This window comes from Hymenobacter caeli (genome assembly GCF_013294115.1).
Lineage (GTDB): Bacteria > Bacteroidota > Bacteroidia > Cytophagales > Hymenobacteraceae > Hymenobacter > Hymenobacter caeli.
The window spans coordinates 1-22,832 of the sequence record NZ_JABSNP010000033.1; the positions used below are offsets into that span (position 1 = coordinate 1).

The 22,832-nt window shown below is 66.2% G+C and carries 18 protein-coding genes; 11 read left to right on the plus strand and 7 right to left on the minus strand.

Annotated elements, in window-relative coordinates:
* Positions 1-460: 460 nt before the first annotated feature.
* From HNP98_RS20945 to HNP98_RS20955, 3 genes are read left to right on the plus strand one after another with little or no spacing between them, the layout of a single operon-like run.
* On the plus strand, positions 461-718 hold the full coding sequence (locus HNP98_RS20945; RefSeq protein WP_173812141.1) for a hypothetical protein: 258 nt from the start codon (positions 461-463) through the stop codon (positions 716-718).
* Positions 719-720: 2 nt separating this feature from the next.
* Positions 721-1,854, plus strand: a complete 1,134-nt coding sequence (locus HNP98_RS20950; RefSeq protein WP_317171170.1) for an ABC transporter permease — start codon at positions 721-723, stop codon at positions 1,852-1,854.
* 16 nt (positions 1,855-1,870) lie between these two features.
* Complete coding sequence (locus HNP98_RS20955; RefSeq protein WP_173812142.1) at positions 1,871-3,088, plus strand: PP2C family protein-serine/threonine phosphatase; 1,218 nt, start codon at positions 1,871-1,873, stop codon at positions 3,086-3,088.
* A gap of 147 nt (positions 3,089-3,235) precedes the next feature.
* Here the strand turns inward: HNP98_RS20955 and HNP98_RS20960 are convergent, their stop codons facing one another.
* Entirely contained in the window at positions 3,236-4,693 is a 1,458-nt protein-coding gene (locus HNP98_RS20960; RefSeq protein ID WP_173812143.1) for an O-antigen ligase family protein, read from the minus strand.
* On the minus strand, positions 4,694-5,764 hold the full coding sequence (locus tag HNP98_RS20965; RefSeq protein ID WP_173812144.1) for a GumC domain-containing protein: 1,071 nt from the start codon (positions 5,762-5,764) through the stop codon (positions 4,694-4,696).
* A 21-nt stretch (positions 5,765-5,785) separates the two neighbouring features.
* On the opposite strand from HNP98_RS20965, the gene HNP98_RS20970 reads away from it, so the two are divergent.
* The 7 genes from HNP98_RS20970 to HNP98_RS21000 all read left to right on the plus strand — a co-directional run bounded on the left by HNP98_RS20970 (position 5,786) and on the right by HNP98_RS21000 (position 13,521).
* Positions 5,786-7,378 carry a lipopolysaccharide biosynthesis protein gene (locus HNP98_RS20970; protein WP_173812145.1) on the plus strand — a complete coding sequence of 531 codons (1,593 nt, stop codon included), beginning with the start codon at positions 5,786-5,788 and terminating at the stop codon, positions 7,376-7,378.
* Positions 7,379-7,389: 11 nt separating this feature from the next.
* On the plus strand, positions 7,390-8,022 hold the full coding sequence (locus tag HNP98_RS20975; protein WP_173812146.1) for a hypothetical protein: 633 nt from the start codon (positions 7,390-7,392) through the stop codon (positions 8,020-8,022).
* A 235-nt stretch (positions 8,023-8,257) separates the two neighbouring features.
* Complete coding sequence (locus tag HNP98_RS20980; RefSeq protein WP_173812147.1) at positions 8,258-9,412, plus strand: glycosyltransferase family 4 protein; 1,155 nt, start codon at positions 8,258-8,260, stop codon at positions 9,410-9,412.
* A 273-nt stretch (positions 9,413-9,685) separates the two neighbouring features.
* Positions 9,686-10,273: a hypothetical protein gene (locus HNP98_RS20985; protein WP_173812148.1), complete on the plus strand. Its 588-nt coding sequence runs from the start codon at positions 9,686-9,688 to the stop codon at positions 10,271-10,273.
* Positions 10,273-11,028 (plus strand): polysaccharide deacetylase family protein, encoded by a 756-nt coding sequence (locus HNP98_RS20990; protein ID WP_173812149.1) that lies wholly within the window; start codon positions 10,273-10,275, stop codon positions 11,026-11,028. The genes HNP98_RS20985 and HNP98_RS20990 overlap by 1 nt, the downstream gene beginning before the upstream one ends.
* Positions 11,029-11,038: 10 nt before the next feature.
* The gene (locus HNP98_RS20995) at positions 11,039-12,145 is read left to right on the plus strand and encodes a glycosyltransferase (protein ID WP_173812150.1); all 1,107 of its coding nucleotides are present in this window, start codon (positions 11,039-11,041) and stop codon (positions 12,143-12,145) included.
* Between the two features lie 494 nt (positions 12,146-12,639).
* Positions 12,640-13,521 carry a WD40/YVTN/BNR-like repeat-containing protein gene (locus HNP98_RS21000; RefSeq protein ID WP_173812151.1) on the plus strand — a complete coding sequence of 294 codons (882 nt, stop codon included), beginning with the start codon at positions 12,640-12,642 and terminating at the stop codon, positions 13,519-13,521.
* Between the two features lie 128 nt (positions 13,522-13,649).
* Here the strand turns inward: HNP98_RS21000 and HNP98_RS21005 are convergent, their stop codons facing one another.
* Entirely contained in the window at positions 13,650-14,696 is a 1,047-nt protein-coding gene (locus tag HNP98_RS21005; protein ID WP_246275269.1) for a glycoside hydrolase family 5 protein, read from the minus strand.
* Between the two features lie 222 nt (positions 14,697-14,918).
* Here HNP98_RS21005 and HNP98_RS21010 point away from each other — a divergent pair, with 222 nt between their 5' ends.
* Positions 14,919-15,686, plus strand: coding sequence for a TatD family hydrolase (locus tag HNP98_RS21010; RefSeq protein ID WP_173812152.1), 768 nt, complete (start codon positions 14,919-14,921; stop codon positions 15,684-15,686).
* A gap of 152 nt (positions 15,687-15,838) precedes the next feature.
* Here the strand turns inward: HNP98_RS21010 and HNP98_RS21015 are convergent, their stop codons facing one another.
* The 4 genes from HNP98_RS21015 to HNP98_RS21030 all read right to left on the minus strand — a co-directional run bounded on the left by HNP98_RS21015 (position 15,839) and on the right by HNP98_RS21030 (position 22,786).
* Positions 15,839-18,616, minus strand: a complete 2,778-nt coding sequence (locus tag HNP98_RS21015; protein ID WP_246275270.1) for a glycoside hydrolase family 2 protein — start codon at positions 18,614-18,616, stop codon at positions 15,839-15,841.
* A 57-nt stretch (positions 18,617-18,673) separates the two neighbouring features.
* Positions 18,674-20,680: a glycoside hydrolase family 97 protein gene (locus HNP98_RS21020; protein WP_173812153.1), complete on the minus strand. Its 2,007-nt coding sequence runs from the start codon at positions 20,678-20,680 to the stop codon at positions 18,674-18,676.
* Positions 20,681-21,063: 383 nt separating this feature from the next.
* Positions 21,064-21,432: a hypothetical protein gene (locus HNP98_RS21025; RefSeq protein WP_173812154.1), complete on the minus strand. Its 369-nt coding sequence runs from the start codon at positions 21,430-21,432 to the stop codon at positions 21,064-21,066.
* Positions 21,433-21,520: 88 nt separating this feature from the next.
* Entirely contained in the window at positions 21,521-22,786 is a 1,266-nt protein-coding gene (locus tag HNP98_RS21030) for a PAS domain-containing protein (protein WP_173812155.1), read from the minus strand.
* Between the last annotated feature and the right edge of the window lie 46 nt (positions 22,787-22,832).

A 22,832-nucleotide genomic window follows, 5' to 3' on the forward strand; every position in this document is an offset into this window, starting at 1 on the left:
TACGCCGTTTATCCGGCGTCTTCTTGGTCTTTTCTGCACTCATGACTCAGGAAATATACGTCCTGCTTCTGTGCGCCTTGACTAGACCACCTCATAAAGACTAATTTTAATAAGATGTGGACGCTCTGAAAAATAGTAAGAATTTTCTCCCCACTAATTGAAAGTCCGACAGCGAGGGGGATTGTCCAGAGTACGAAAGAATAAGTATCGCCTTCGCCAAACCAGTTCTGTCTATACAAGACGACCGTTATAGCAACTAGACAAGCCAAAATATTTAATACTCCGCTTAAAAACTTGGTAGCTGTTCTATTCATGATCTAACGTTCTCTTGATTCTGCTTGCTTTATAGTGTAAATATCAACCAGGTTGCCCGTTTCTAGTTGCACACTTTCGGCTAGCCTGGTGCAGTCCTAAAGTGCCCTTCCCGCAAGTACTTTTGCTCCCCGCCTACTTGCCTCCCGTGACCGACCCTGAATACGACCTGCTCGACGAGCTGTACTTCGTGACCCCCTTCCGCACCTTGCTGGAAAAAACCGGCCTGCCCGTGCCCGAGCTGCGCGAGCAGCTGCGCAGCCTACTAGAGCAGGGCCTCGTGCGCAGCTACTGGCCCGACCCCGACACCGAGCTGGCCTACGAGCCCACCTCCTACGGGGCCATTGCGGCCGACGCCAGCTACCTGGCTTCCAAGGAAGGGCTGCTGCGCCACAACACCCGCTAGCCGTGGCCCCGCCCGTGCTGCCCGCCCCGCCGCCCGCGCCGGCCGCCCGCCCGCCGGGCTACTACGTGCGCCAGCGCCTGTGGCAAAACGGGCCCGCCGTGTGCGGGCTGGCCTTCATCGTGCTGTGCGCGGCGGTGTCGGTGCTGGGCTACTGGGTGTTGCCCGACAACTCGCCCGACGCCGCCCACGGCTTCGTGGCGCTGCAAAAGCAGGGCCCCGGGCTGCGGGTGCAGTTCCTGCGCCGGCCGCTACCCGATTCGGTGCTGGCCGCCCGGCCGGCCAACAACATCTTCCGCACCTGGCTGGGCGGCCGCGAACCGGCCTACGACGAAGCGCCCATCAGCGCCTACCGGGCCCTGGGGCCCGACTCGGCCCTCATCCGGTCCTGGGCCGAGCCCGGCACCGCGCCGGGGCCCCCGCAGCGCGTGGCCGCCGGGGCCCGGGTTACCCGCACCTATGCCCTGGGCACCGACAAGGCCGGGCGCGACGAGCTGAGCCGCCTGCTGCTGGGCACGCGCATCTCGCTGGGCATCGGGCTGGTGGCGGTGCTCATCTCGATGGCGCTGGGCATGGCGGTGGGGGCCCTGGCCGGCTATTTTGGCGGCTGGATTGATAGCGTATTGCTCGGGCTGATGACCGTGGTGTGGAGCATTCCGGGTATCATGCTGGTCATCGCCATTTCGCTGGCGCTGGATAGCAAGGGCGTGTGGGTCAGCTTCCTGGCCGTGGGCCTGACCATGTGGGTGGACGTGGCCCGGGTGGTGCGCGGGCAGCTGCTGAGCCTGCGCTCGGCCACCTTCGTGGAGGCCGGGCGGGTGCTGGGGCTGCCCACGGCGCGGCTCATTGCCCGGCACCTGCTGCCCAACCTGCGCGGGCCCCTGCTGGTGCTGGCCACCAGCAACTTCGCCGCCGCCATCCTGCTCGAAGCCGGCCTGAGCTTCCTGGGCCTGGGCGTGCAGCCCCCGGCCCCCAGCTGGGGCCTGATGGTGAAGGAAGGCTACGACCTGCTGGGTACCCAAGCGGGGCTGTGGCTCACGGTGCTGCCGGGCGCGGCCATCTCGCTGCTGGTTTTAAGCTTTAATTTACTGGGCAACGGCTTGCGCGACGCCTACGACCCCAAAACGGCCGTCCGCTAGGGCCCTGTTTTTCATCATGCCCAACACCATCCCCGACAAGCGCCTTTTCCTGAAAGAGCGCGAGTTGAACGCCCTGCTCGAAATCACCCAGGCCATCACCCAGGATTCGACCAGCGAGGCCGCGCTCTACAAAATTTTTCAGTTCACGCTCATCGGCCAGCTCGGGGTGCGCCGGCTGGCGCTGTACGTGCTCAGCGACGGCGTGTACCGGGCCGAAGTGGCGTTTCCGACGGCCGTGGGGCCCCTGCCGGCCGTCGTGTCGGCCCAGTGCTGCGCGGTGCCCTGCGTCATGGAAGGCCTCGACCTGGGGCCCGCCTGGGCCGGCTTCGAAACCGTGATTCCGGTGACCCAGGCCGGGCAGGTGCTGGCCTACGCCCTCATCGGCACGGCCCAGGCCGACTACGCCGGCCAGGAAGCCACCAAGTTCCTCGAAACGCTGGCCAACATCCTCATCGGGGCCGTCGAAAACCGCCGCCTCACCCGCCAGCGGGTGGCCGCGGCGGCCTTGCAGCGCGAAATCGAGATTGCCCAGGACGTGCAGCGCCTGCTGTTTCCTACGCACCTGCCCAATAACGCGGCCGTGGCCGTGGCCCGCACCTACGTGCCCCACACCGAAATCGGGGGCGACTACTTCGACGTGGTGGAAATCGACGCCGACCGCTTGCTGCTCTGCATCGCCGACGTGAGCGGCAAGGGCGTGGCGGCGGCCCTGCTCATGTCGAACTTCCAGGCCGGGCTGCGCACGCTGCTGCGCCAGGGGGCCGACCTGGCCGTCATCGCCCACGAGCTGAACCACTTGATTTTCCGCAACGCCGGGGGCGAGAAGTTCATCACCGCGTTCCTGGGCCTCTACGATTGCCGCACCCGCCGCCTGCGCTTCGTGAACGCCGGCCACAACGACCCCATCCTGCTGCCCGACCAGGGGCCCCCCCAGTTCCTTAAAACCGGCTCCGTCATGCTCGGCATCATCGAGGAGCTGCCCGGGCTGGAGGTGGGCGAAGTGCAGGTGCCGCCCCGCTCGCTGCTCTTCAACTACACCGACGGCCTCACGGAAGTATTCGACGCCGAAGGCAATGAGTTCGGCGAAGCAGGCGTGCTGCGCGTCATCGCCCAGAACCGCTACCTGCCCCTGCCGCGCCTGCACGAAACGCTGCTGCGCGAAATCCGCACCTTCGGCGGCGGCCCCGACCAGTTTGCCGACGACGTGACAATCCTCAGCTGCCGGATGAAATGAGTAAGCACGCCGGGCGTCATTTCGCGCCAAATTTCGCGGAGTTAAAATTAAGTTTCGCAACGTGGAACGTGCCCTTCGCCGGGGCAACTCTTGCGAAACTTAATTTTAACTCCGCGAAACTTGGCGCGAAACCAAGTAGCTGAATAGTCAGTCGTTGCCCGGTTCCTCCGCCAGCCACGAATCGGCCCGCACCAGCAGGGCCAGGCAGACGAAGAAGACGGAGCCGATTTTGTCTACTTCCACCAGTTCGTTTAGCGTCAGGTGGAAGACGATGACGACCAGTGAGAGCGCGGCGGCCAGCACCACGCGGCGCACCTCGGGCCGGTGGCGGGCCCGGTGGTAGAGGCGCTGGGCCGTGAGCAGGGCCCAGCCCACGAGCGTGGCGAAGAGCACGAAGCCCGGCACCCCCTGCTCGGCCAGCTGCAAGAGGAAGTAGTTGTGGGTGGTCGAGCGTTCGGGGTTGTCGCTCACGTAGGTGCGGAAGCTGCGCACCGTGTAGCGCTTGTATTCGGGGTAGAAGGTGGCCGGGCCGCTGCCCGTCAGGGGCCGGTCGGCCACCATGCGGGCCGCCGCCACCCAGCGGTACACGCGCTCCATGCCCGATACGTCCTGCAGCTTGTAGGTGGCTTCGAGGTGCTTCTCGAAGTTGTGCCCGTTGAAGATGGTCTTCTCAAAATCGGGCGCGTAGAGCATGAAGTTGTTCTCGTGCACGAAGTAAAACGCCGCCCCGCCCGCGCCCAGGGCCAGGGCCCCCAGCAGGGCCCCCGTGAGCCGCCAGCGCAGCACCAGGTAGTAGAGGCCCGCCACCGGCAGGGCCAGCAGCGAGGCGCGGGTGTACGACGTGCACAGCCCGAACAGCAGCACCACCAGGCTGGCCTGCCAGGCCCGGCGCATCCAGCCCCGGGGCACGGCCCCAGCCCCGAGCAGCACAAACGGCAGCAGCAGCGCCTGCACCGTGGCAACGGTGACGTGGTTGTGGTAGAACGGCTTCACCGCCCAGTTGATGGTATCGAAGGCAAACCCCCGGGTGGCGTGGCGGCTGATAACGTAGAGCGTACTGAGCGTGGCCCCGGCCGCGTACACGCCCAGCAGCCGCCACACGTCGGCCGGGCGGCGCACCACCAGCAGCGTGCCCAGCACGAAAGGCGTGAGGTACCACACCTTGGCCAGCACGTACTTCACCGACTTGGTGGTATCCACCGAAAACCCGATGCCGACGGCGCTCCACAGCAGCCCCAGGGCCAGCACCACCACCAGCGGGTGCCGCCACTCGCGGGCCGGCAGCCGGCCCTGGCCCAGCAGCAGGGCCCCCCACACGCAGGCCGTGAGGGCCAGCATCAGGGGCTCGGAGGGCACGTCCATCGTCAGGCCGCCGGGCAGGCCGATGGGGTACGAAAACGCCAGCGTGAAGAACAGCGCGTAGTACAGCCAGCGCCACTCCACGAAGGCCACCAGCAGGCCCAGGCCCAGCAGGCCCGGCACCAGCAGGGCCGGGCTGTTGGCGAGGGCGGCCGCCGCCGCCCCGATAATGAGCAGGGCAAACAGGCCCACGAACAGGCGCTGGGGGCCGTCCTGGGGCCAGAGGCGGAGCAGGAAGGCGTGCATCTACAGGGGGCCGGCGAGGCGGCGCTGGTTGTAGCGGTACAGCTCGAGCAGGGCGACGACGATGACGGCCAGCGCGAAGGTGAGCACCACCGAGCCCACCACAATCAGCCAGCGCACGGGCTTGGATTTTTTGGTGGCCGGGTAAGCCGGCTGCACCAGGTACACGCTGCTCACGCGGCCCTTAATCGTTAGCTCGGCCGTTTCGTAGGCCGCCCGGGCCCCGGTGAGGCGGCTCTGCAAATCGGCCACCCGGTTGCCGATGAGCGAAAGCGAATCGGTGCCGCGGATGAAGCTTTCCGTGTTCATCACGCGGCCGCCGTCGGCGCGGGTGAGGTTGTGCAGGGCCCGGCGCAGGGCGGCCGCGTTGCCGCCCCCGCCGCCCTCGGCCCGGCTCAGGGCGGCCTCGGTTTCCACCAACTGCTTGGCCAGGTAGCGGCTCTGCTGGTCGTAGTTGAAGATGCCGTAGCGGGCCCGCAGGGCCACCAGCTGGCGGCGGGCCTGCTCGTAGCTGGCCCGCAGGTAGTCGTAGCGCCGGCCGTAGAGCACCAGCACCCGGCCGCGGTTGGTGAGGGTGAGCTGCTGGTTCACCGAGTCGATGACCCCCACCAGGGCGTTGGCCACGGCGGCCGCCAGGTGCTTGTCGCGGTCGGTAAACGTCAGCTCGATGGCGTCGCGCTCGTTGCGCACGATGTCGAGGTTCGAGGCGAACTCGTTGAGCACTTGCGTGTCGGCTTTGTCGGTGCCGGGCGCGCCGGCGTCGTAGTGGCGGTAGAGGTCGAAGCGCTTGACGAGCAGCGCCGCCACCGGCTGCGACTGCCCGATGGTGATGGCGCGGTCCAGGTCTTCGCCGCGGCCGGTCAGCTCCAGCTTGGTGCCCTCCACGATGCGGTCGGGGTCGGCGTTTTGCAGGTTGGTGGGAAAGAACACGGCCGTGGACTTGTACTGGTTGGGCAGCTGCCAGGCCACTAAGGCACTTACCAGGGCGGCGGCCACCACCGCGGCGGCCACCAGGTACTTCCAGCGGTGGAGGATGGGCCCCAGGCCCACGAGCGAAAACGACGGTGCGGACATAAACTAAAAAGCGGCCGGCCCGTGGCGAAACCCTTCGCCCGCGCCCGGAATAAATTCCGGGCCGCCGGCCGGCGCCTGGCAAAGCTACTACGCGCCGGCCCGGCCCGGGGCCCCGGCCGGCGCGTAGTAGCTTTGCCGGCCCCCGGGCGCGGGGCCCGCCACCCTTCAGCTTCTCGCGTCATCAAACGGTTTCTCGGCAACATCAGCTTCGTCGTTTTACTCAACCTGGCTGTGAAGCCGGGCTGGATTCTGGTCGAAAACCTGGTGCAGGACCGCCTGGGCCACGCCGCCTTCGGCCTCGTCACGGCCCTCACCTCGCTGGGCATCATGGTGGCCGTGCTCGCCGACCTGGGCCTCACGCCCTACGCCGTGCGGCGCGTGGCCGCCGAGCCCGACTTCCTGGGGCAGGAGTTTCCGGTGCTGCTGCCCCTGCGCGCGGCCCTCGGCCTGGCGGCGCTGGCCGCGGCGCTGCCCGTGGGCTGGGCCCTGGGCTACCGGGGCCCGCAGCTGGGCCTGCTGGCGGCGGTCACGGCCGCGCTGCTGCTCACCCAGTACGGGCAGTTTTTGCGCGGGCCGGTGCAGGCCCGCCAGCACTTCAACACCGACGCGCTGCTCTCGGTGCTCGAAAAAGCCTTGCTGCTGGCCGCCATCCTGGCGCTGCTGCCGGGCGGCCTCACGCTGGGCGGCTACGTGGGGGCCCGGCTGGGGGCGGCGGCCTTCACGGCGGCGCTGCTCTACGGGCTGTTCACGCGCTTGTTTGGGCGGGTGCCCTACCGCTGGCACGGGCCCCGGGCCCGGCAGGCGCTGCGGGCCACCCTGCCGTTTGCCCTGATGACGCTGCTCTACGGGGCCAACGAGCGCATCGACATGGTGATGCTCGAGCGCCTGCACTCGCCCGCCGAGGCCGGCTACTACGCCGGGGCCTACCGCTGGGTCGAGGCCGTGATGATGTACGCCTGGACGGTGCTGCCGCTGTTTTTTGCCAAGTTTGCCAGCACCCCGCACGACGCCGACGCCCAGCGCCGACTGCTGTGGTTCGGGCAGCGGGTGGTGGCCGCGCCGCTGCTGTTCGTGGTGGCGTTCGGGCTGTTCCGGGGGGAGGTGCTGTTCTGGCAGTTCGGGCACAGCAGCCCGGCCGAACTCGCCAAAATGGCTCTGTGCCTGCGCATTTTGTTTCTCAACGTGCTGGTACACGCCTTTTTTGCCATCTACAGCACCCTGCTCACGAGCACCGCCCACGAGCGGGCCGTGAGCTGGGCCGTGGCCGGCAGCCTGGCCCTCAACGTGGCCCTGAACCTGTGGCTGCTGCCCCGTTTCGGGGCCGTGGCGGCGGCCTGCAACACGTTGGCGTGCGCCGCGGCCGTGTCGGGGGCCTACCTCGTGCTGGTGGCCCGCCGCACCGGCGTGGCCCTGCCCTGGGCGCTGCTGGCCCGGCTGCTGCTGGCCTTCGGCCTGCTGTGCGGCGCGTGGTGGGCCGCGCGGGCCGGCCTGCGGCTGCCCTGGTGGCTGGAGGCCGGGCTCATGGCCGGGGTGTTTGGCCTGATTGGGCTGGGCACGGGCCTGGTGCGGCTGGCGGAAATCCGGCAGCTGCTGCCGGGAGGACGAGATAATTAATTCAACCGGCAATGAACAGCAGAATGCGTTCTATCGTCGTTGCTCAATGGGTGTTGCTGGCTGCCTCTTGCGCCACACCAGGCCGCGTGGGCGATGCCAAATTGAAAAACAGCGGGGCTGCTGCACCTGCTGCCTGCGATTTTGATGTGGAAAATTATTCAAAACAAATCAACGCCGCATTTACGAGAAAAGTGCTCGAATTGAATGAAGTGGCAGCACGTAAGTCAGACACTTCACTTGCGGAAAAATTTAAAATACCCGTCGATAATATCCTGCTTAACGGAGCTAATTGGACTAGAAAACGCGCATTAGAACAGCTCTGCGCCAAATGCGGCGCATCTATTCTGTTTAGACAAGATTCCCTCTCATTTATTGAAGTATATAGCAAAGGCTACTGCGATTCATACACCCTTTACGTTCTAGACAGAGCGAGCAAAGGAATTGTATACCAAAGAGTCTGTTCACAGCCAATATGTAAAGTTCTTACGAAAGCCGTTGACAGTAGCTTGTTAAATATTGAAAAAGGCGAATACTTTGATGTATATAAGCTTTTTTACGTAAAAAGTAAGCGCGTAAACAATGTGTTCATAACGGAAGGTATTGCGTTTCTCGGTTACGGGGCGGTGAAAGAGGAATTATTTTGATGAAGCTGTTTAGGAAGTCTGGAAATTCAAAATCGAACGTCATGCTGAGCGCAGCCGAAGCATCTCTACTGCTCAACTAATCATGATTACTGCTGCGGTAGAGATGCTTCGGCTGCGCTCAGCATGACGTTCTGACGACTTCCTAAACAAATTAAATATATACATATATATGCCAAATTGAAATCTGCTGCTCAATTAATTAAATTCCATAAGCAAATAATATATAAATATTCCCTTGCACCTCGCCGTCAACACCCGTTTTTTGCTGCCCGGCGACCGGCTCGAAGGCATTGGGCGCTTCACCCTGGAAACGCTGCGCTGCCTGGTGGCCCAGCACCCGGAGGTCACGTTTCACTTCCTCTTCGACCGGCCCTACGACCGGCGCTACCTGCTGGGGCCCAACGTGGTGGGCCACGTGCTGGGGCCCCCGGCGCGGCACCCGGTGCTGTTCGTGGCCTGGTTCGAGGGGGCGGTGGCCCGGTGGCTGGCGCGGCACCGGCCGGCGGCCTTCCTTAGTCCCGACGGCTTCACGACGCTGGCCACCCGGGTGCCCCGCGTGACGGTGATGCACGACCTGGCCGCCCTGCACTACCCCGCCGACGTGGGCTGGCTGGTGCGCCGGTACTACCGGTTTTTCCTGCCCCGCTTCGCCCGCGCCTCGCGGCAGCTGGTGGCCGTGTCGGAAGCCACGAAGGCCGATTTGGTGGCCACTTTCGGCCTCGACCCGGGGCGCATCCGCGTGGCCTACAACGCCCCGGCGGCGCAGTTCCGGCCTCAGGACGCGGCGACGCAGCACGCCACGCGCGAAAAATTCAGCGGCGGGCGGCCGTATTTTTTGTTCGTGGGGGCCTTGCAGCCGCGCAAAAACCTGGGCACCCTGCTGCGGGCGTTCGACCTGTTCAAGGAAGCCGGCGGGGCCGCCGCGGCCGCGGCCCGGCTGCTGGTGGTGGGCCGGCGGGCCTGGCGGGCGGGCCCCATCTTCGCCGCCTACCAGGCCATGCGCCACCCGGAGGCCGTGCAGTTCACGGGCCGCGTGGCCGACGCCGAGCTGGTGGACCTCTACGCGGCGGCGCGGGCCACGGTGTACATTCCTTATTTTGAAGGCTTTGGCCTGCCCATCGTGGAGGCCCAGGCCAGCGGCTGCCCGGTGCTCGCGGCCGGCGTGAGCGCCCTGCCGGAGGTGGCGGGCCCGGCCGGGGCCCTGTTCGCCGACCCCTTCGACGCCCCGGCCATCGCCGCCGCCCTGGCCCGCCTCTGGGCCGACGACGCCCTGCGGGCCCGCCTGGCCGCCCAGGGCCTGGCCAACCAGGCGCGTTTCAACTGGGCCCGCAGCGCCGAGGTCATCTGGGCCGCCGTGCAAGCCGCCGTGGCCGGGCCGGGAGCGGCTTAGTTGCTCGTTGTTTGTTGTCGTCAACTTATTCAACAACTGCCAACTAAGCGCCTGTCCGAATAGGGAAAAAAAGAACGGTCATGCCGAGCGCAGCCGAGGCATCTCGCGTGCTCCGTTGCACGGGGTTTGATTACTGCCGCACGCGAAATGCCTCGGCTGCGCTCGGCATGACGGCCTATTTCGGATAGGCCCTGACAACGGACAACTAGCAACGAATAACTAATAACGAGCAACTGACAACTAAGGCTGGGGCGGCTTATTTTTGCCGGACTTATGGCCCGTCCGCACCCCTACACTTTTGCCCACGTGCTGGTGCCCCAGCTGGCCAACCGCCGCCCGGGGGCCGTGCGCCGCGAGCTGGCCGACCCCGCCCTGGCCCGCGAGCTGCTGCACTACATGTGGGAAAAGGCCGCCGAAGGCCTGCCCCCCGCCGAGCACGTGCCGCCCCGCGGCCTGCGCCTGCACTGGCACGAGGTGGCCGGCCGCGCCGTGGCCCTGCTGCACCTGCCCGCCCCCCAGGCCAGCACCGAGGCCCACCTGGCCGCCCTGGTGTACGACCCCGAATCGGACGACGAGGACGAGGTGGAAGACGACGCCCCGGCCCCCGCCGCCGCTGGTTCCGCGCCCGACGACGCCCCGCGCCCCCGCTACTTCCTGCTCGAAGCCACCCTGGGCCGCAGCACCGACGAGGCCGGCACCCCCACCGTGGTGGGCGAGTGGCGCGGCGAGCACTACCGCCACCTGGGCCCGGGCCCCGCCGGCGGCCGCCCCGACACGGCGAAGGCGTTTTTGCAGGCCCTGGCCCAGGTGCTGGGCCCGCTTCCCGGGGCCGGCGTGGCCTTCATGCGCATCGTCCGCTGATGCGCTGGTTCCAGGGGGCCTTGCTCACCCGCCCGCCCCGGCTGCTGCACCGCCTGCTGCCCGGGGCCGAGTGGCGGGCCCCCGCCGCGGGCCCCGACGGCCGCCCGCGCCTCTACCTCACCTTCGACGACGGCCCCGTGCCCGAGGAGACGCCCTGGGTGCTGGCGCAGCTGGCCCGGTACCAGGCCCGGGCCACGTTTTTCTGCGTGGGCGACAACCTGGCCCGCCACCCCGCCATTGCCCGCGCCGCCCTGGCCGCCGGCCACCGCCTGGCCAACCACACCCACCACCACCGCAGCGCCTGGCAAACCCCCCGGGCCGAATACCTCGCCGACGTGGCCCGCTGCCAGCAGGCACTCTCATTATTAGCTGTTGGCTCCCAGCCGTTGGCTGTTGGCTCTGCGGCCAAATCCCCGAAGCTAACAGCTAACAGCCAACAGCTAATAGCTAATACCAACCAACAGCTAATAGCTAACGAAAAGCCGCTGTTCCGCCCGCCCTACGGCCGCCTCACCTGGCCGCTGCTGCGGGCCCTGCGGGCCGAGTACCGGGTGGTGCTGTGGTCGGTGCTCACGCGCGACTACGACCCCCGCCTGCCGCCCAAAGACTGCCTGCGCCTCACGCTGGCCACCGCCCGCGCCGGCGACATCCTCGTGTTTCACGACAGCCGCAAGGCCAGCGCCCGGCTGCGCTACGTGCTGCCGAACGTGCTGGCGTACTTCGCCCGGCGCGGCTTCGAGTTCGCGGCCCTGTGACCCGCCGCTTATGACCACTTTTTTACTGCTGTACTGCCTGCTGTGGCTGCTGGCGCTGGCCGGGGCGGCGGAGCGGCTGGCCACCCGGCGCGGGGCCCCGGCCGCCGCGCCGCTGCCCGTGCCGCTGCCCCGCGTGAGCATCCTCATCGCGGCCCGCAACGAAGCGCTGGCCCTGCCGCGCTGCCTGGCCAGCGTGCGGGCCCTGCGCTACCCGGCCGAGCTGCTCGAAGTGTTCGTGGGCGACGACGCCAGCACCGACGCCACGGCCGCCGTGGCCGAAGCGGCCATGCGGGGTTTCGGGGGGCATTTTGCGGTGGTGCCCATTACCGAAACCCTGGGTACGGCGCGGGGCAAGGCCAACGTGCTGGCCCACCTGGCCCGCCGCGCCACCACCGACTACTTCTTCATCACCGACGCCGACATCAGCCTGCCGCCCAACTGGGTGGCCGCGCTGCTGGCCCACGCCGGGCCCGGGGTGGGCACGGTCACGGGCATCACAACGGTGCGCGGGCCCCGGCTGTTCGACCAGCTTCAGGGCCTCGACTGGCTGCTGTCGCTGGGCCTGGTGCAGGTGGTGAGCGCCGCCGGCCGCCCCGTGACGGCCATGGGCAACAACATGCTCGTGGCCCGCGCCGCCTACGAGGCCACCGGCGGCTACGCGGCCTTGCCGTTCTCCGTCGTTGAGGACTACGCTCTGTTCCGGGCGGTGCTGGCCGCGGGCTACGGCTTCCGCCAGGTGTTCAGCCCCGGGGCCCGGGCCGATTCGCTGCCTATGCCCACCTGGCGGGCCTTGTTCACGCAGCGCCGCCGCTGGCTGCGCGGGGTGCAGGCCCTGCCGCTGCGCCTGCGCCTGGAGCTGCTGGTGTTCAGTAGCTTCTGGCCGGCGCTGGGGGCCCTTGTCTGGGCGGGCGGCCCGGGCTTGGCGCTGGCCGCGTGGGCCGCCAAAGTGGTGGTGCAGGGGGCCCTGGCGGCGGTGTGCTACCGCCGGGCCGGGCTGCGGCTGCGGGTGGGGCTGCTGCCACTGTTCGAGTTTTACACGCTGGCCATCACGTTCGGCATGCTCTATTTCCAGCTGGTCGGCGGGCCCGTGGTGTGGAAGGGGCGGCGCTACGAGTGAGGGCCCAGACGGGCCAGTTTATGTGTGAAGAAAGCCGTCATGCCGAGCGCAGCCGAAACAGCTCTCCCGCTCACTATTTTGATCGATAAGATTCCTTCCCGGACAACTCTCGGAAAAATGGTGGGTTTTGGCCCACCCGACCGCTGCGCCCAGCGTAGTATTTTTACCAGGTGCCGGAGTACAGTGCTTTACTGCTGAGCATACGCTCTTTGTTTTCCGTTTGAAATGGGAAACAAAAGGATAACAGTGCTTTTAGCTAAAAATTGGTCTAAAATCATTGGTACAGGAGGGATTGCAACCAAAATAGTCCTGCTGCGCTCCTCATTGAGCCACCATGCCAAGTTTGATGATTTCTCGTTATGAATAATAAGCGTATACTGTTGTCTTACATCGTGTTGTCCAGCTTTTTGTTAAGCTGTCACAAAGAAACAGCGACACCCAGTATACCTGACCCTTGGCAAGCTATAACTGTAGCGAACGCTCCTATCCTGTCAATGGAAGAGGTGCATTTTAGCAGTAATCAAATGGGCTGGATTTGTGGTGGGATTGATAAGGGGCTATTCGGCGATCCCGTGCTACTAAAAACAGTAGATGGAGGAAGCTCCTGGCGCTCCATCAATCTGAGCAGTTTGCAGGTTAGCAAATTCATTACGCTGTACCCTGCCAACGACTCAGTGCTTTATGCTTGCGGGCCCGACATTTCCGCGGGCGGATTTAATAGCCCCCGGGTGCTGTACAAAAGCGTGGATGGGGGCGATACCTGGCGCAAAACAGTTAGTCCTACGTACCGCACTGGAAGTAGCGCTCTATACTTTTTCAACGCGCAGATGGGAATTTCGGCCACCATCAACTCGCTGCAAAAAACGGTTGACGGCGGTCAAACCTGGCGCACCGTGTTCGATGGCGGTTTGGTGGGGCTTGATAAACTGCAATGCTTCGGTTCGGGCACCGGCTATGCTGCGGGCGGCTACGGTACAGACCTGACCAATGACGCCGGTATTTTATTGAAAACCATCGACCAAGGCGAAACGTGGCAGAACATTCCCTGGGCCAACGGTACCATCACGACCCTTTCGTTTCTCAACGAAAAGGTCGGCTTCGCGGGCACATTGGGTCAGCGTCTCTACAAGACATTGGACGGGGGAACGTCTTGGCAAAAAGTAGATGGGTTGCCCCCGAGCACCTCCAATGGTGTCTTTCTCAACGAGCAAGACGGTTATTTGGCGGGACTCGACGTCGAGCGTACGCACGATGGCGGACATACTTGGCAGGTCGAGCACGTGCTACCGACAAACGACGCCTGCCGCAACATTGGGTTTTCTCCTAACGGAACCGGCATTATCATTACCAACAAAGGCTTAATCTTAAAGAATTGATTTCGGCTTCCTTTCCCTTCTTCTGCCTCTTGCATGAAGCACTTTTGACTATTAGAATAGTGAGCGGAAGAAATGCTTCGGCAAGCTCAGCATGACGTTCTTTTGTTAAAACCGGGTTGCCTAAAAACCTACTTCTCTACGTTGTAGCGGCGCAGGTACGCCCGCGTTTTCAGACCCGATTCTTTCAGGTCCGCGTCTTTCCAGGGGCCGGTTGAGCTGGCCGATTTTTGGAGCATCGAGCACGTCTCGTCCTTGTCCGACACCGACCAGGTAATCCAGCTCAGGCCCTTGGCTTCCATCCAGTCGATGTAGGCCTGCCAGGCTTCGGGGTTGAGGGGGCCGTCGCCGGAGGCCTCCATGCCCGCCGATTCGGAGACGAACACCGGCAGGCCGCTGGCCAGGGCCGCGTCGGTGCGGTCGCGCAGCGACTTGGGGTGCGTGGCGGCGTAGAAGTGCATGGTGTACATCAGGTTTTTCTGGCCCTGAATCGGGTCGGCGGCGGGCAGGTTGATGTCTTGGTCCCAGTGCGGGCAGCCCACGAGGATAACGTTATCGGGGTCGTTGGCCCGGATGACCTTGATGATTTCCTCGGCGTAGGCCTTCACCTCGGGCCAGGTTTCCTGGTCGGGCTCGTTGAACAGCTCGTAGATGACGTTGGGCGTTTTTGCGTAGGTTTTCGACATTTCGCCGAAGAATTCCCGGGCCTCGGCGAGGTTGATGTTGTGGCTGTGCCAGTCGATGATGACGTAGATGTCGGCCTTGATGGCACCGTCCACCACGGCCTTCACTTTTTCCTTCGAGAAGGCCGGGTCTTTCTTGTAGCACCGCTCGCCCACCTCCGCGCCCATCGCCGCCCGCACCACGTTGCAGTGGAAGTCCTGGGCCAGCCACCCCACCGCCGCCTCGTTGTAGAAGCGCGGCCACAGGCTGTGCCAGCCGAAGCTCACGCCCCGCAGCACCATTTTCTGGCCGTGCTGGTCCACCAGCTGGGTGCCCACCACTTTCAGCCGGCCGTGGCGGCTCACGAATTTGGCGGCGCGGGCGTTCGGTGCGGCGGGTAAGGCGTTGTTTGCCAACGGGGTTGTGGTGGCTGGCCGGGCGGGCGGCTGGGCGGCGGCCGGCAGGAGCAGGGCAGCGGTGGCCACCAGGGTCATCATTTTGCGGGGGTAGAGCATGGGAATTGCCAGGGCGTTAGGTGGGCTGAGGCGGCCAATTTAGGGCCCCGGGGCGCGGCCGGGGCCCCGGCCGCGCCCGCGGGGGCCAGGTGGACAGCAATCGTTGGAAACGTACCAATCGGCGCGGCGGGCCCTGCCGCTGCCGGGCCCCGGGCGAGGGAAGGCCGTTTTTGCCCCCGGCGGCTTGCCGCCCCCGGCCCGGGGCCCGACCTTTGCCGCCCTATGCACCTCACCGATTCGCACGCCCACCTCTACTCCGAGCAGTTCGGCCCCGACCGCCTCGCCGCCCTGCGCCGCGCCCAGGACGCGGGCGTGGGCACCATCGTCATGCCCAACATCGACCACAGCAGCATCGACGCCATGCTGGCCCTGGAGGCCGAGGCCCCCGACACCTGCTTCGCCATGATGGGCCTGCACCCGTGCTCCGTGACGCGCGGCTTCGAGCAGCAGCTCTACGAAGTGGAGGCCTGGCTGGCCCGCCGCCCCTTCGCCGCCGTGGGCGAGGCCGGCCTCGACCTGCACTGGGACAAAACCCTGCTCGCCGAGCAGCAGGAGGCCCTGAAAATTCAGTTGAACCTGGCCAAAAAGCACGATTTGCCCATCGTGCTGCACACCCGCGAGGCCTTCGCCGAAACCGTGGCCCTGGTGGCCGCCGCCCAGGACGGCACCCTGCGCGGGGTGTTCCACTGCTTCTCGGGCTCGCCGGCGGAGGCCGCGCAGGTCATCGGGCTCGGCTTCAAGCTGGGCATCGGCGGGGTGGCCACCTTCAAAAACGGCGGGGCCGATAAGATGCTGCCCGGCATTGGGTTAGAGCACCTGCTGCTCGAAACCGACTGCCCTTACCTGGCCCCGGTGCCCTACCGCGGCCAGCGCAACGAGCCCGCCTACCTGCCCCTGGTGCTGCACCGCGTGGCCGCCCTGCTGGGCCAAACCCCCGAGGCCGTGGCCGAGGCCACCACCCGCAACGCCGCCGCCCTGTTCCGGCTGTAGCGCGTGGGTTTGCCCTTGTCCCGAAGTGGTTTGCGAAGATGCCGTAGGGTGCGGGGCTGGCCCCCGCCCGTCGCCGCACGGTTGAAACCAGATTCGTTCGACGACGGGCGGGGGCCAGCCCCGCACCCTACGGCGCGCTGGGCGGAACCGCCTCACCGGAAGTCAAACCACAGGCTGCCGCTCACGGGCGTGTAGTTGAGCATCAGGTTCTTCTGGCTCTGGGGGCCCAGCAGGGCGGGCGGTTGGAACTTGGTGCCGATGGGGGCAATGGCGTTCAGGAAGCCGAGGGTGCCGTCGGGAAAGGCGGGCGAGGTGTTGTCGTTGGTGGCCCCGGCGGGGCGGGTGGGCCTGCCCATTTGCAGGAAGATGCCCGGGTCGTCGGCGTACACCGTGAACGGCGACTCCTTGGTTTCCACCACTGCCCAGTACAGGTCGGCGTGGTAGCCCTTGAACTCGGGGTACTGCCAGGTTTCGCCGGTGATGGCGTTGTTGTAATCCTTGTGCCACACCCCGAACTGCTGGCCCTTGAGGCGGTTTTTCCACACCCGGTAGGGGCCCCGGCCCAGCCACTTCATGCCGGTGATTTTCTCCTCGGGGTAGTTGAAGGTGAGGCCCATAAAGTCGGCCTCGCCCCGCTGCGCGTACTGGTACTCGAGGTGGGCCGGCTGGCCGGGGGCCAGCGTCCACTTGGCGCGGAAGCTGCTGCCGTCGCCCTCGTAGGTGGCCTCCACCACGTGGGCCGGGCCGGCCGCGTAGTGGCGCAGCTGCTTGAGGGCCTGCTTCACGCCGGCCAGCACCGGCCCGCCCGAGAGCGAAACGTCGCCTTTCGGGCCGGCCACTTTTTGCAGGTAGCCCGTGGTGGGGTCGAAGTAGTAGCCCAGGCCGTCCACCTGCACCAGCAGGCTGCCGGCCGGCTCGCTCACGGCCACCGCGGCGGCTGGGGCAGCGGTAGTCGGCTTTTTGGTGGCCTGCGGGGGCTGGATGGGCCAGGTCCAGGTGAAGATTTCGCGCTGGTCGGGGCCGTAGGCGGTCAGGTACAGCGCGTCGCTCCGGGCCCAGGCGGCGGGCAGGCCCAGGGCCAGCCACCCGGTTTCGCCCGGGGCCAGGGCGGGCGGCGGGGCGGTGCCGGCGGCGTTGGTTCTGGGGGCCGTGCCGGCGGCCCCGGGCCCCGGAAACGAGACGAGCTTCCAGGCGAAGCGGCACTGGCGCAGGTTGGTGAAGTCGTAGCGGTTCTGCACCGCCAGCCGCCCGTCGAAGCCCGGCGCGATAAACGTTTTGTCAATCACCACCGGGGCCCACAGCTCCTTGATGGTGTAGAAGCTGGCTTCCTTTTCGCGGTGGGGCCCCAGGATGCCGTCGGGGGCCGCGTTGCCGGCCGCGTCCAGCCGGCCGTTCTGGTCGGTGCGCACCACGGCCTCGTCGTGGAACGACCACAAAAAGCCCCCGCCCAGGTACGGGTGCTGCCGCATTAGGTTCCAGAAATCTTCCAGCCCCGCCCCGTGCCCGCCGTCGTAGAGGCCGTGCATGAACTCAGTCGGCATGAACACGTCCTGGCCGTAGAGCACCGCGTTCTGCACGTAGTTGTAGTCGGGGTAGTGCTTGGTGTCGGTGCCGTTGAACCGCTCCCAGGGGTGCAGCACGGGCCGTTTTTGCGGGTCGTACAGGGCGTAGTCGCCGTCGAGGGCCCGGTTGAAGCCGCCCTCGTTGCCGTTGTCCCAGAACAGGATGCTCGGGTGGTTCACGTCGCGCACCACCAGCTCGCGCGTCAGCTTGCGGCCCACGATGGTGTCGTACTTGGCCTGCCAGCCGGTCAGCTCGTCGAGCACGAACAGGCCCAGCGAGTCGCACGCATCCAGGAAGTGCGCGTCGGGCGGGTAGTGCGACATGCGCACGGCGTTCATGTTCATCTCCTTCATCAGCTGCACGTCGAGCAGGCTGATTTGCTTGCTCAGCGCCCGGCCCGATTCCGGCCATTCGCTGTGCCGGTTCACGCCCTTTAGGATGACCCGGCTGCCGTTCACGTAAATGCCGTCCCGGGGCCGCAGCTCCAGGGTGCGGAAGCCGAAGCGCTGCGTCAGGCGGTGCCCGGTGCCCCGGCCGCTGCCCAGCGTCACCACCAGGTTGTAGAGCTGGGGCGCTTCCGGCGTCCAGGCCCGCACGCCCGGAAACTGCCCGCGCAGGGTGGTTTTGTCGGGGTCGGCCGCCGCTTGCACCGAAAGCATTTTGCCCACGCGCCGGCCGTCCAGCTCCCGCACCTCGGCCGTCACGGCCTGGCCGGCGGCCGCGTTCACGGCGTAGGCGTCCACGCGCAGGGCCCCGTCGGCCCGGGCGTCCAGGGCCAGGCGGTCGAGGTAGGTGGGGGGCACGATTTCCAGGTACACGGGCCGGTAAATGCCCCCGAACAGCCAGAAATCGGCCTTGCGCTCGGCCTGGTTCACCGAGGCGTTGGCCGAGTGCTTGCTCACCGTCGCCTCCAGCAGGTTGTCCTGGCCCACCGGCTTCAGCAGGTCGGTGATGTCGTACTTGAAGCGGTAGAAGCCGCCCTGGTGCACGGGCCCCGCCGGCTGCCCGTTGATTTTCACCTCGGTGTCGGTCATGCTGGCCTCGAACACGATAAAGACGCGCTTGCCCGGGGTGGCCGCCGGCACCCGAAACGAATGCTTATACAGTCCCTGCTCGTCGGGGTTGATTTCGTCGCGGTAATAATTGTACGTACCGAAGCCCTGGGTTTCCCAGTTCGAGGGCACCGCGATTTTGCTCCACTTGCCGCTGTTCTGGCCCTTGGTGCAGAAAAAATCCCACTGCACCGTGTGGTCTTTATCGGTGCCCGATAGGTACTGTACCACCGTGTCCTGGGCCCGGGCCCCGGGGCCCGCCAGCCACAGCAGCAGCGTCAATAAAAAGGCAACCCGTGGTTTGCGGTGCATCATATCAAGAAGGAGAAAAGGCCGCGCAAATGGGTAGCCCCGGGGCCACCCGCCCCCAAGCTATTTCCGGTAGATGCGCGCCGCCCAGCCGCCGCCGTTGCTCAGGCTGATTTTCAGCTTGCTCTGGGCCGACACTGGCACCACTTCGCGCTTGTAGTCGGTGGCGTCGCGGTCGGCGTTCACGCCGTCGCGGAACACTACGGCCTCGTACTGGCCCTCGCCGAGGAAGGCCAGGTCCAGGGTCATTTCGTGGGCGTCCCAGTTGCCCAGGGCCCCCACGTACCAGGTGTCGCCCTTCTGGCGGGCCAGGGCCACGTAGTCGCCCACCTTGCCGTCGAGGGCCACGGTCTGGTCGAAGGTGGTGGGCACGGCGGCGATGAAATCGGTGCTTTCCTGCTCCTTCAGGTAAGCCGTGGGGCTGTCGGCCAGCATTTGCAGGGGGGCCTCGAACACCACGTACATGGCCAGCTGGTGGCAGCGTGTGCCCTGGCTCATGGGCTTGGAGTTGTTGGGCCGGAACTCGGCCCTGGTGGCGTTGCGCAGGGCCCCGGGGGTGTAGTCCATCGGGCCGGCCAGCATGCGGATGAACGGCAGGGTGGCGTCGTAGCGCGGCACGTCGTCGTGGGGCGTCCACTTGTTGTTTTCCAGGCCTTTCACGCCCTCGAAGTTGAGCACGTTGGGGTAGGTGCGCTGCAAGCCGTCGGGCTTGTGCATGCCGTGGAAATCGACCAGCAGGTGGTGGTCGGCCGCTTTTTGGGCCAGGGTGTAGGTCGAGTTCACCATCTTCTGGTCGTCGCGGTCCAGGAAGTCAATCTTGAAGCCCTTCACGCCCATTTTGGCGTACTGGCCGTAGGCCGCGTCCGTCTTCTCGCTGATGGCCCGCCAGTTGGCCCACAGGATGATGCCCACGTTTTTCTGCTGGCCGTAGGCGATGAGCGCCGCCAAATCGACCTGGGGCGAAATCTTCAGGATGTCGGTTTCCTCCGACCAGCCCTCGTCCAGGATGACGTACTCCAGCTTGTTGGCCGAGGCGAAGTCGATGTAGTACTTGTACGTGTCGGTGTTGATGCCGGCCCGGAAGTTGACGTGCGAGATGTTCCAGTCGTTCCACCAGTCCCAGGCCACCTTGCCGGGCTTGATCCACGATACGTCTTTGAGGCGCGAGGGCGCGGCCAGCTTCTGCACCATGTCGCTGTTGGCCAGGTCTTTGTCGGCGGCGCTGATGACCACCGTGCGCCACGGAAAGCTGCGGGTGCCCCGGGTTTTGGCCAGGTAGCCGGCCCGCTTGGGCACCACGAGCTGCATGTTGTGGAAGCCGCCGGCCGCCTCGGTGAGCGGGGCGGGGGCGAAGTTGCCGTGCAGGGCCGGGGCCCCCTGCGCGTCGCCCGTCAGGAACATGCCCGGGTAGTCTTCCACGTCGGCCTCCAGCACCACGGCCTTTTTGCCGCCGCCCACGGCCACCAGCGCGGGCAAAAAGGCCAGCGTGTCCCGCTTCACCTTCACCACTTCCGACAGCTTCAGCGGCGAGTACAGGGCCTCGAACGAGGAAATGTAGAGGTCGCGCGGGTCGCGCAGGTCGCGCACGAAGGGCAGCAGGGCCGGGAAGTCCTGGGCAAAGGTGAAGTTGGCTTCCTCGCTCTGCACCGTTATTTCGCCCTTGCGCCGGGTGAAGAAGCGGTACGCCACCCCGTCGTCGTAGGCCCGGAAAATCAGGCCGTAATCCCCTTTCAGATTCAGCGTGAGCTGGTTGTAGTGGTCCACCACCTGGCTTTTCTTGTAAATCGGGGTGGCGAACGTCGTGTTCACGGCCGCCGTTTTGGTGCCGCTGACCACCGCATTGTTGCCCAGCACCTCGCCCCCGGCCAGCGTCAGGGCCACGGCCGAGGGGGTGATGACCGGCGTGGCCTCGTGCTGCACCGCCCAGGTGAGGCGGGGGCCGGCCTGCACCGTCAGGTCGAGCTTGCCGTCGGGCGATTTCAGGTGGAAGGTGCGCGGGGCGGGCTGCGCGTGGGCCGCGGGGCCGAGCAGCGCGAGCAACGCGGTGGTTAGCAAATGGTGGGCGTTCATCGGGGTGGGTTTGGTAAATAAGAAGCGGCAGAAACACGGATACATCCGCGCCAAAAAGTACGCAAACCTTTCCCGACCATTTAATTCGCCGGCACCTTGCGTCGGCAGGGCCCACAAATGGTCGGTTTTGTATTACTCACCCCGTGTCTCCCGCTTGAGTGGCGTCCGGGCAAACCGTTCAAACCGGAACTGCAAAGGCGGGCCTTTCCCCGCACGGATGCCGGTGCAAGCAACTGCCGGCGCGGTTTCGAAGTCGCTGCACGGGTGGGCAATGTAGTAGGGGCGGGGCCCGTCCACGCTTACCGTTGCCCGGCTTTCGGCTGCATTGCGCAACGACGGGCGGGGGCAAGCCCCGCCCCTACGGCCCCCGCCCCGAAACCGCGTTAAGCCGCTTTGCGGGCCCCGGCGCGTTGCTCAAGGCTCTGGAAGAGGCCTTCGATTTGGGCGGCCTGGGCGTTCACGCGGTCGAGGCCGGCGCGGGACTCTTCGATTTGGCCGCGCTGGTACTGGGCGGCCAGGTCGCGGCCGGTGCTGAGCATCTGCAGGAGCACCCGCTCGATTTCGCGCACCTCCGGGTGCACCCCGTACTTGGGCCGCACCACCGCGTCGAGCCACTGCCCCAAGGGGTTGAGCGGGCGCGAGAACAACGCCTCGTCGGCTTCGCGCACCCCGTAGAGCACGGAGCGCAGCCGCGACTTAAACAAAACCTGCTTAATCCTGGCTTGTTGAAAATCCAGGTTGGTTAATTCCATAGGGTGGCGAAGGGGCAGCGCAGGTAGGGCGCAAAATTAATACGCGCCGCCCAACAAACAGCGGGCCGAACAGGGGCGGAGGCCGCCGCTAAGAGTTTTTTTCCAGCGCCTGAAAGGCCTTTGCCCGGTCGGTGACGTCGAAAGCAAACACGGCGATGCCGTCGCGTTCGCCGGCTTCGTAGAACGGCTGGCAGGTGAAAGTGAAGTAGGCGGTGCGGGCCGGGGCGGTGGCGGTGGCGGGCAGGGGCACGGGCATTTCTTCGCCCAGAAAGGGCTGGCCGCTGGCCAACACGCCGTCGAGCAGCCGAACGAAGCCGGCGGCCGCCACGGGCTGGCCCAGCAGCGCCGCGCCGGGGAACAGGCTTTGGTAGCGGGCGTTCACGAACTCGTAGCGGTGCTCGGGCCCCCGCAGGATGCAGATGGGGGCCGGGGCCCGCATGAACAGGTCGTAGAAGGCGGCCCGCTGCTGCCCGGCCTGCTCGGCCTGCTGGTAGGCCTGGTCGGAGAGGGCGGCTTGCAGCTCGTTGTTGGCCAGCAGCTCGGCCACCATCTCGCGCTGCTCGTGGATGTCGACGGCCGTGCCCACCCACATGCCGATGGCGCCGTCGGGGCCCCGGCGCGGGGCGGCTTTTATCAGCAGCCAGCGGTACTGGCCGTCGTGGCGGCGCAGGCGGTATTCGAGCTGAAATTCCTGGCCCGTGGCCAGGGCGCGGGCCCAGCCGTCGGTCAGGGCGGCCCGGTCGTCGGGGTGGGTGCGGTCGGCCCAGTTGCTGGCGACGAGGGCGGCCGCGGTTTCGCCGGTAAATTCCAGCCAGCGCGGGTTGAAGTAGTCGGGGGTGCCGTCGGGGCGGTTGGTCCACACCATCACCGGCAGGCTTTCGAGGATGAAGCGCGTGCGCAGGTTCGACTCGTCGAGGGCCCGCTGGGCAGCGGCGGCCTGCAGGGCGGCGCGGTGCTGGGCCGTCACGTTCTGGGTGCGCTGGAGGATGTACTCCAGGCGGCCGTCGTCGGCCAGGATGGGGTAGTGCGTGGCCTGCCAGTACGACTCTTCGAAGCCGCCGCCCTGGGCGGCGGGCCGCTCCAGGTCGTAGCGGATGAGGGGCATGACGTCGGGCCGCAGGGTGCGCCGCACGTTCTCGTGCGACTGAGCAATCTTGTCCCCTTCGTTCTGGTCCACCGCCGGGTAGGCGTCGAACAAGGGGCGGCCCACCACCTCGGCCCGCGGTTTCAGGCCCACCGCTGCGTGGCCGTCGGTGTTGTCGACAATGGTGGCGTCGGGGAGCATGAGCAGAAAGTTTTCGGGCAGCTTGCGGAACAGGGCCTGGTAATCGACGGGCGGAACGGGGGCGGGCATACGCAGAAAAACCAACGATGAAAGGTGCGGCGCGGGGATGAAACGG

Bases quoted from the DNA above. Each gene is read 5' to 3' on its own strand.
- HNP98_RS21005 (WP_246275269.1), bottom strand. From the start codon at position 14,696: ATGCTCTACCCCCGCAAAATGATGACCCTGGTGGCCACCGCTGCCCTG.
- HNP98_RS20960 (WP_173812143.1), bottom strand. From the start codon at position 4,693: ATGCACGCCTTCCTGCTCCGCCTCTGGCCCCAGGACGGCCCCCAGCGC.
- HNP98_RS21030 (WP_173812155.1), bottom strand. From the start codon at position 22,786: ATGCCCGCCCCCGTTCCGCCCGTCGATTACCAGGCCCTGTTCCGCAAG.
- HNP98_RS21025 (WP_173812154.1), bottom strand. From the start codon at position 21,432: ATGGAATTAACCAACCTGGATTTTCAACAAGCCAGGATTAAGCAGGTT.
- HNP98_RS20995 (WP_173812150.1), top strand. From the start codon at position 11,039: ATGACCACTTTTTTACTGCTGTACTGCCTGCTGTGGCTGCTGGCGCTG.
- HNP98_RS21010 (WP_173812152.1), top strand. From the start codon at position 14,919: ATGCACCTCACCGATTCGCACGCCCACCTCTACTCCGAGCAGTTCGGC.
- HNP98_RS21020 (WP_173812153.1), bottom strand. From the start codon at position 20,680: ATGAACGCCCACCATTTGCTAACCACCGCGTTGCTCGCGCTGCTCGGC.
- HNP98_RS21000 (WP_173812151.1), top strand. From the start codon at position 12,640: ATGGAAGAGGTGCATTTTAGCAGTAATCAAATGGGCTGGATTTGTGGT.
- HNP98_RS21015 (WP_246275270.1), bottom strand. From the start codon at position 18,616: ATGATGCACCGCAAACCACGGGTTGCCTTTTTATTGACGCTGCTGCTG.
- HNP98_RS20985 (WP_173812148.1), top strand. From the start codon at position 9,686: ATGGCCCGTCCGCACCCCTACACTTTTGCCCACGTGCTGGTGCCCCAG.
- HNP98_RS20990 (WP_173812149.1), top strand. From the start codon at position 10,273: ATGCGCTGGTTCCAGGGGGCCTTGCTCACCCGCCCGCCCCGGCTGCTG.
- HNP98_RS20965 (WP_173812144.1), bottom strand. From the start codon at position 5,764: ATGTCCGCACCGTCGTTTTCGCTCGTGGGCCTGGGGCCCATCCTCCAC.
- HNP98_RS20975 (WP_173812146.1), top strand. From the start codon at position 7,390: ATGAACAGCAGAATGCGTTCTATCGTCGTTGCTCAATGGGTGTTGCTG.
- HNP98_RS20955 (WP_173812142.1), top strand. From the start codon at position 1,871: ATGCCCAACACCATCCCCGACAAGCGCCTTTTCCTGAAAGAGCGCGAG.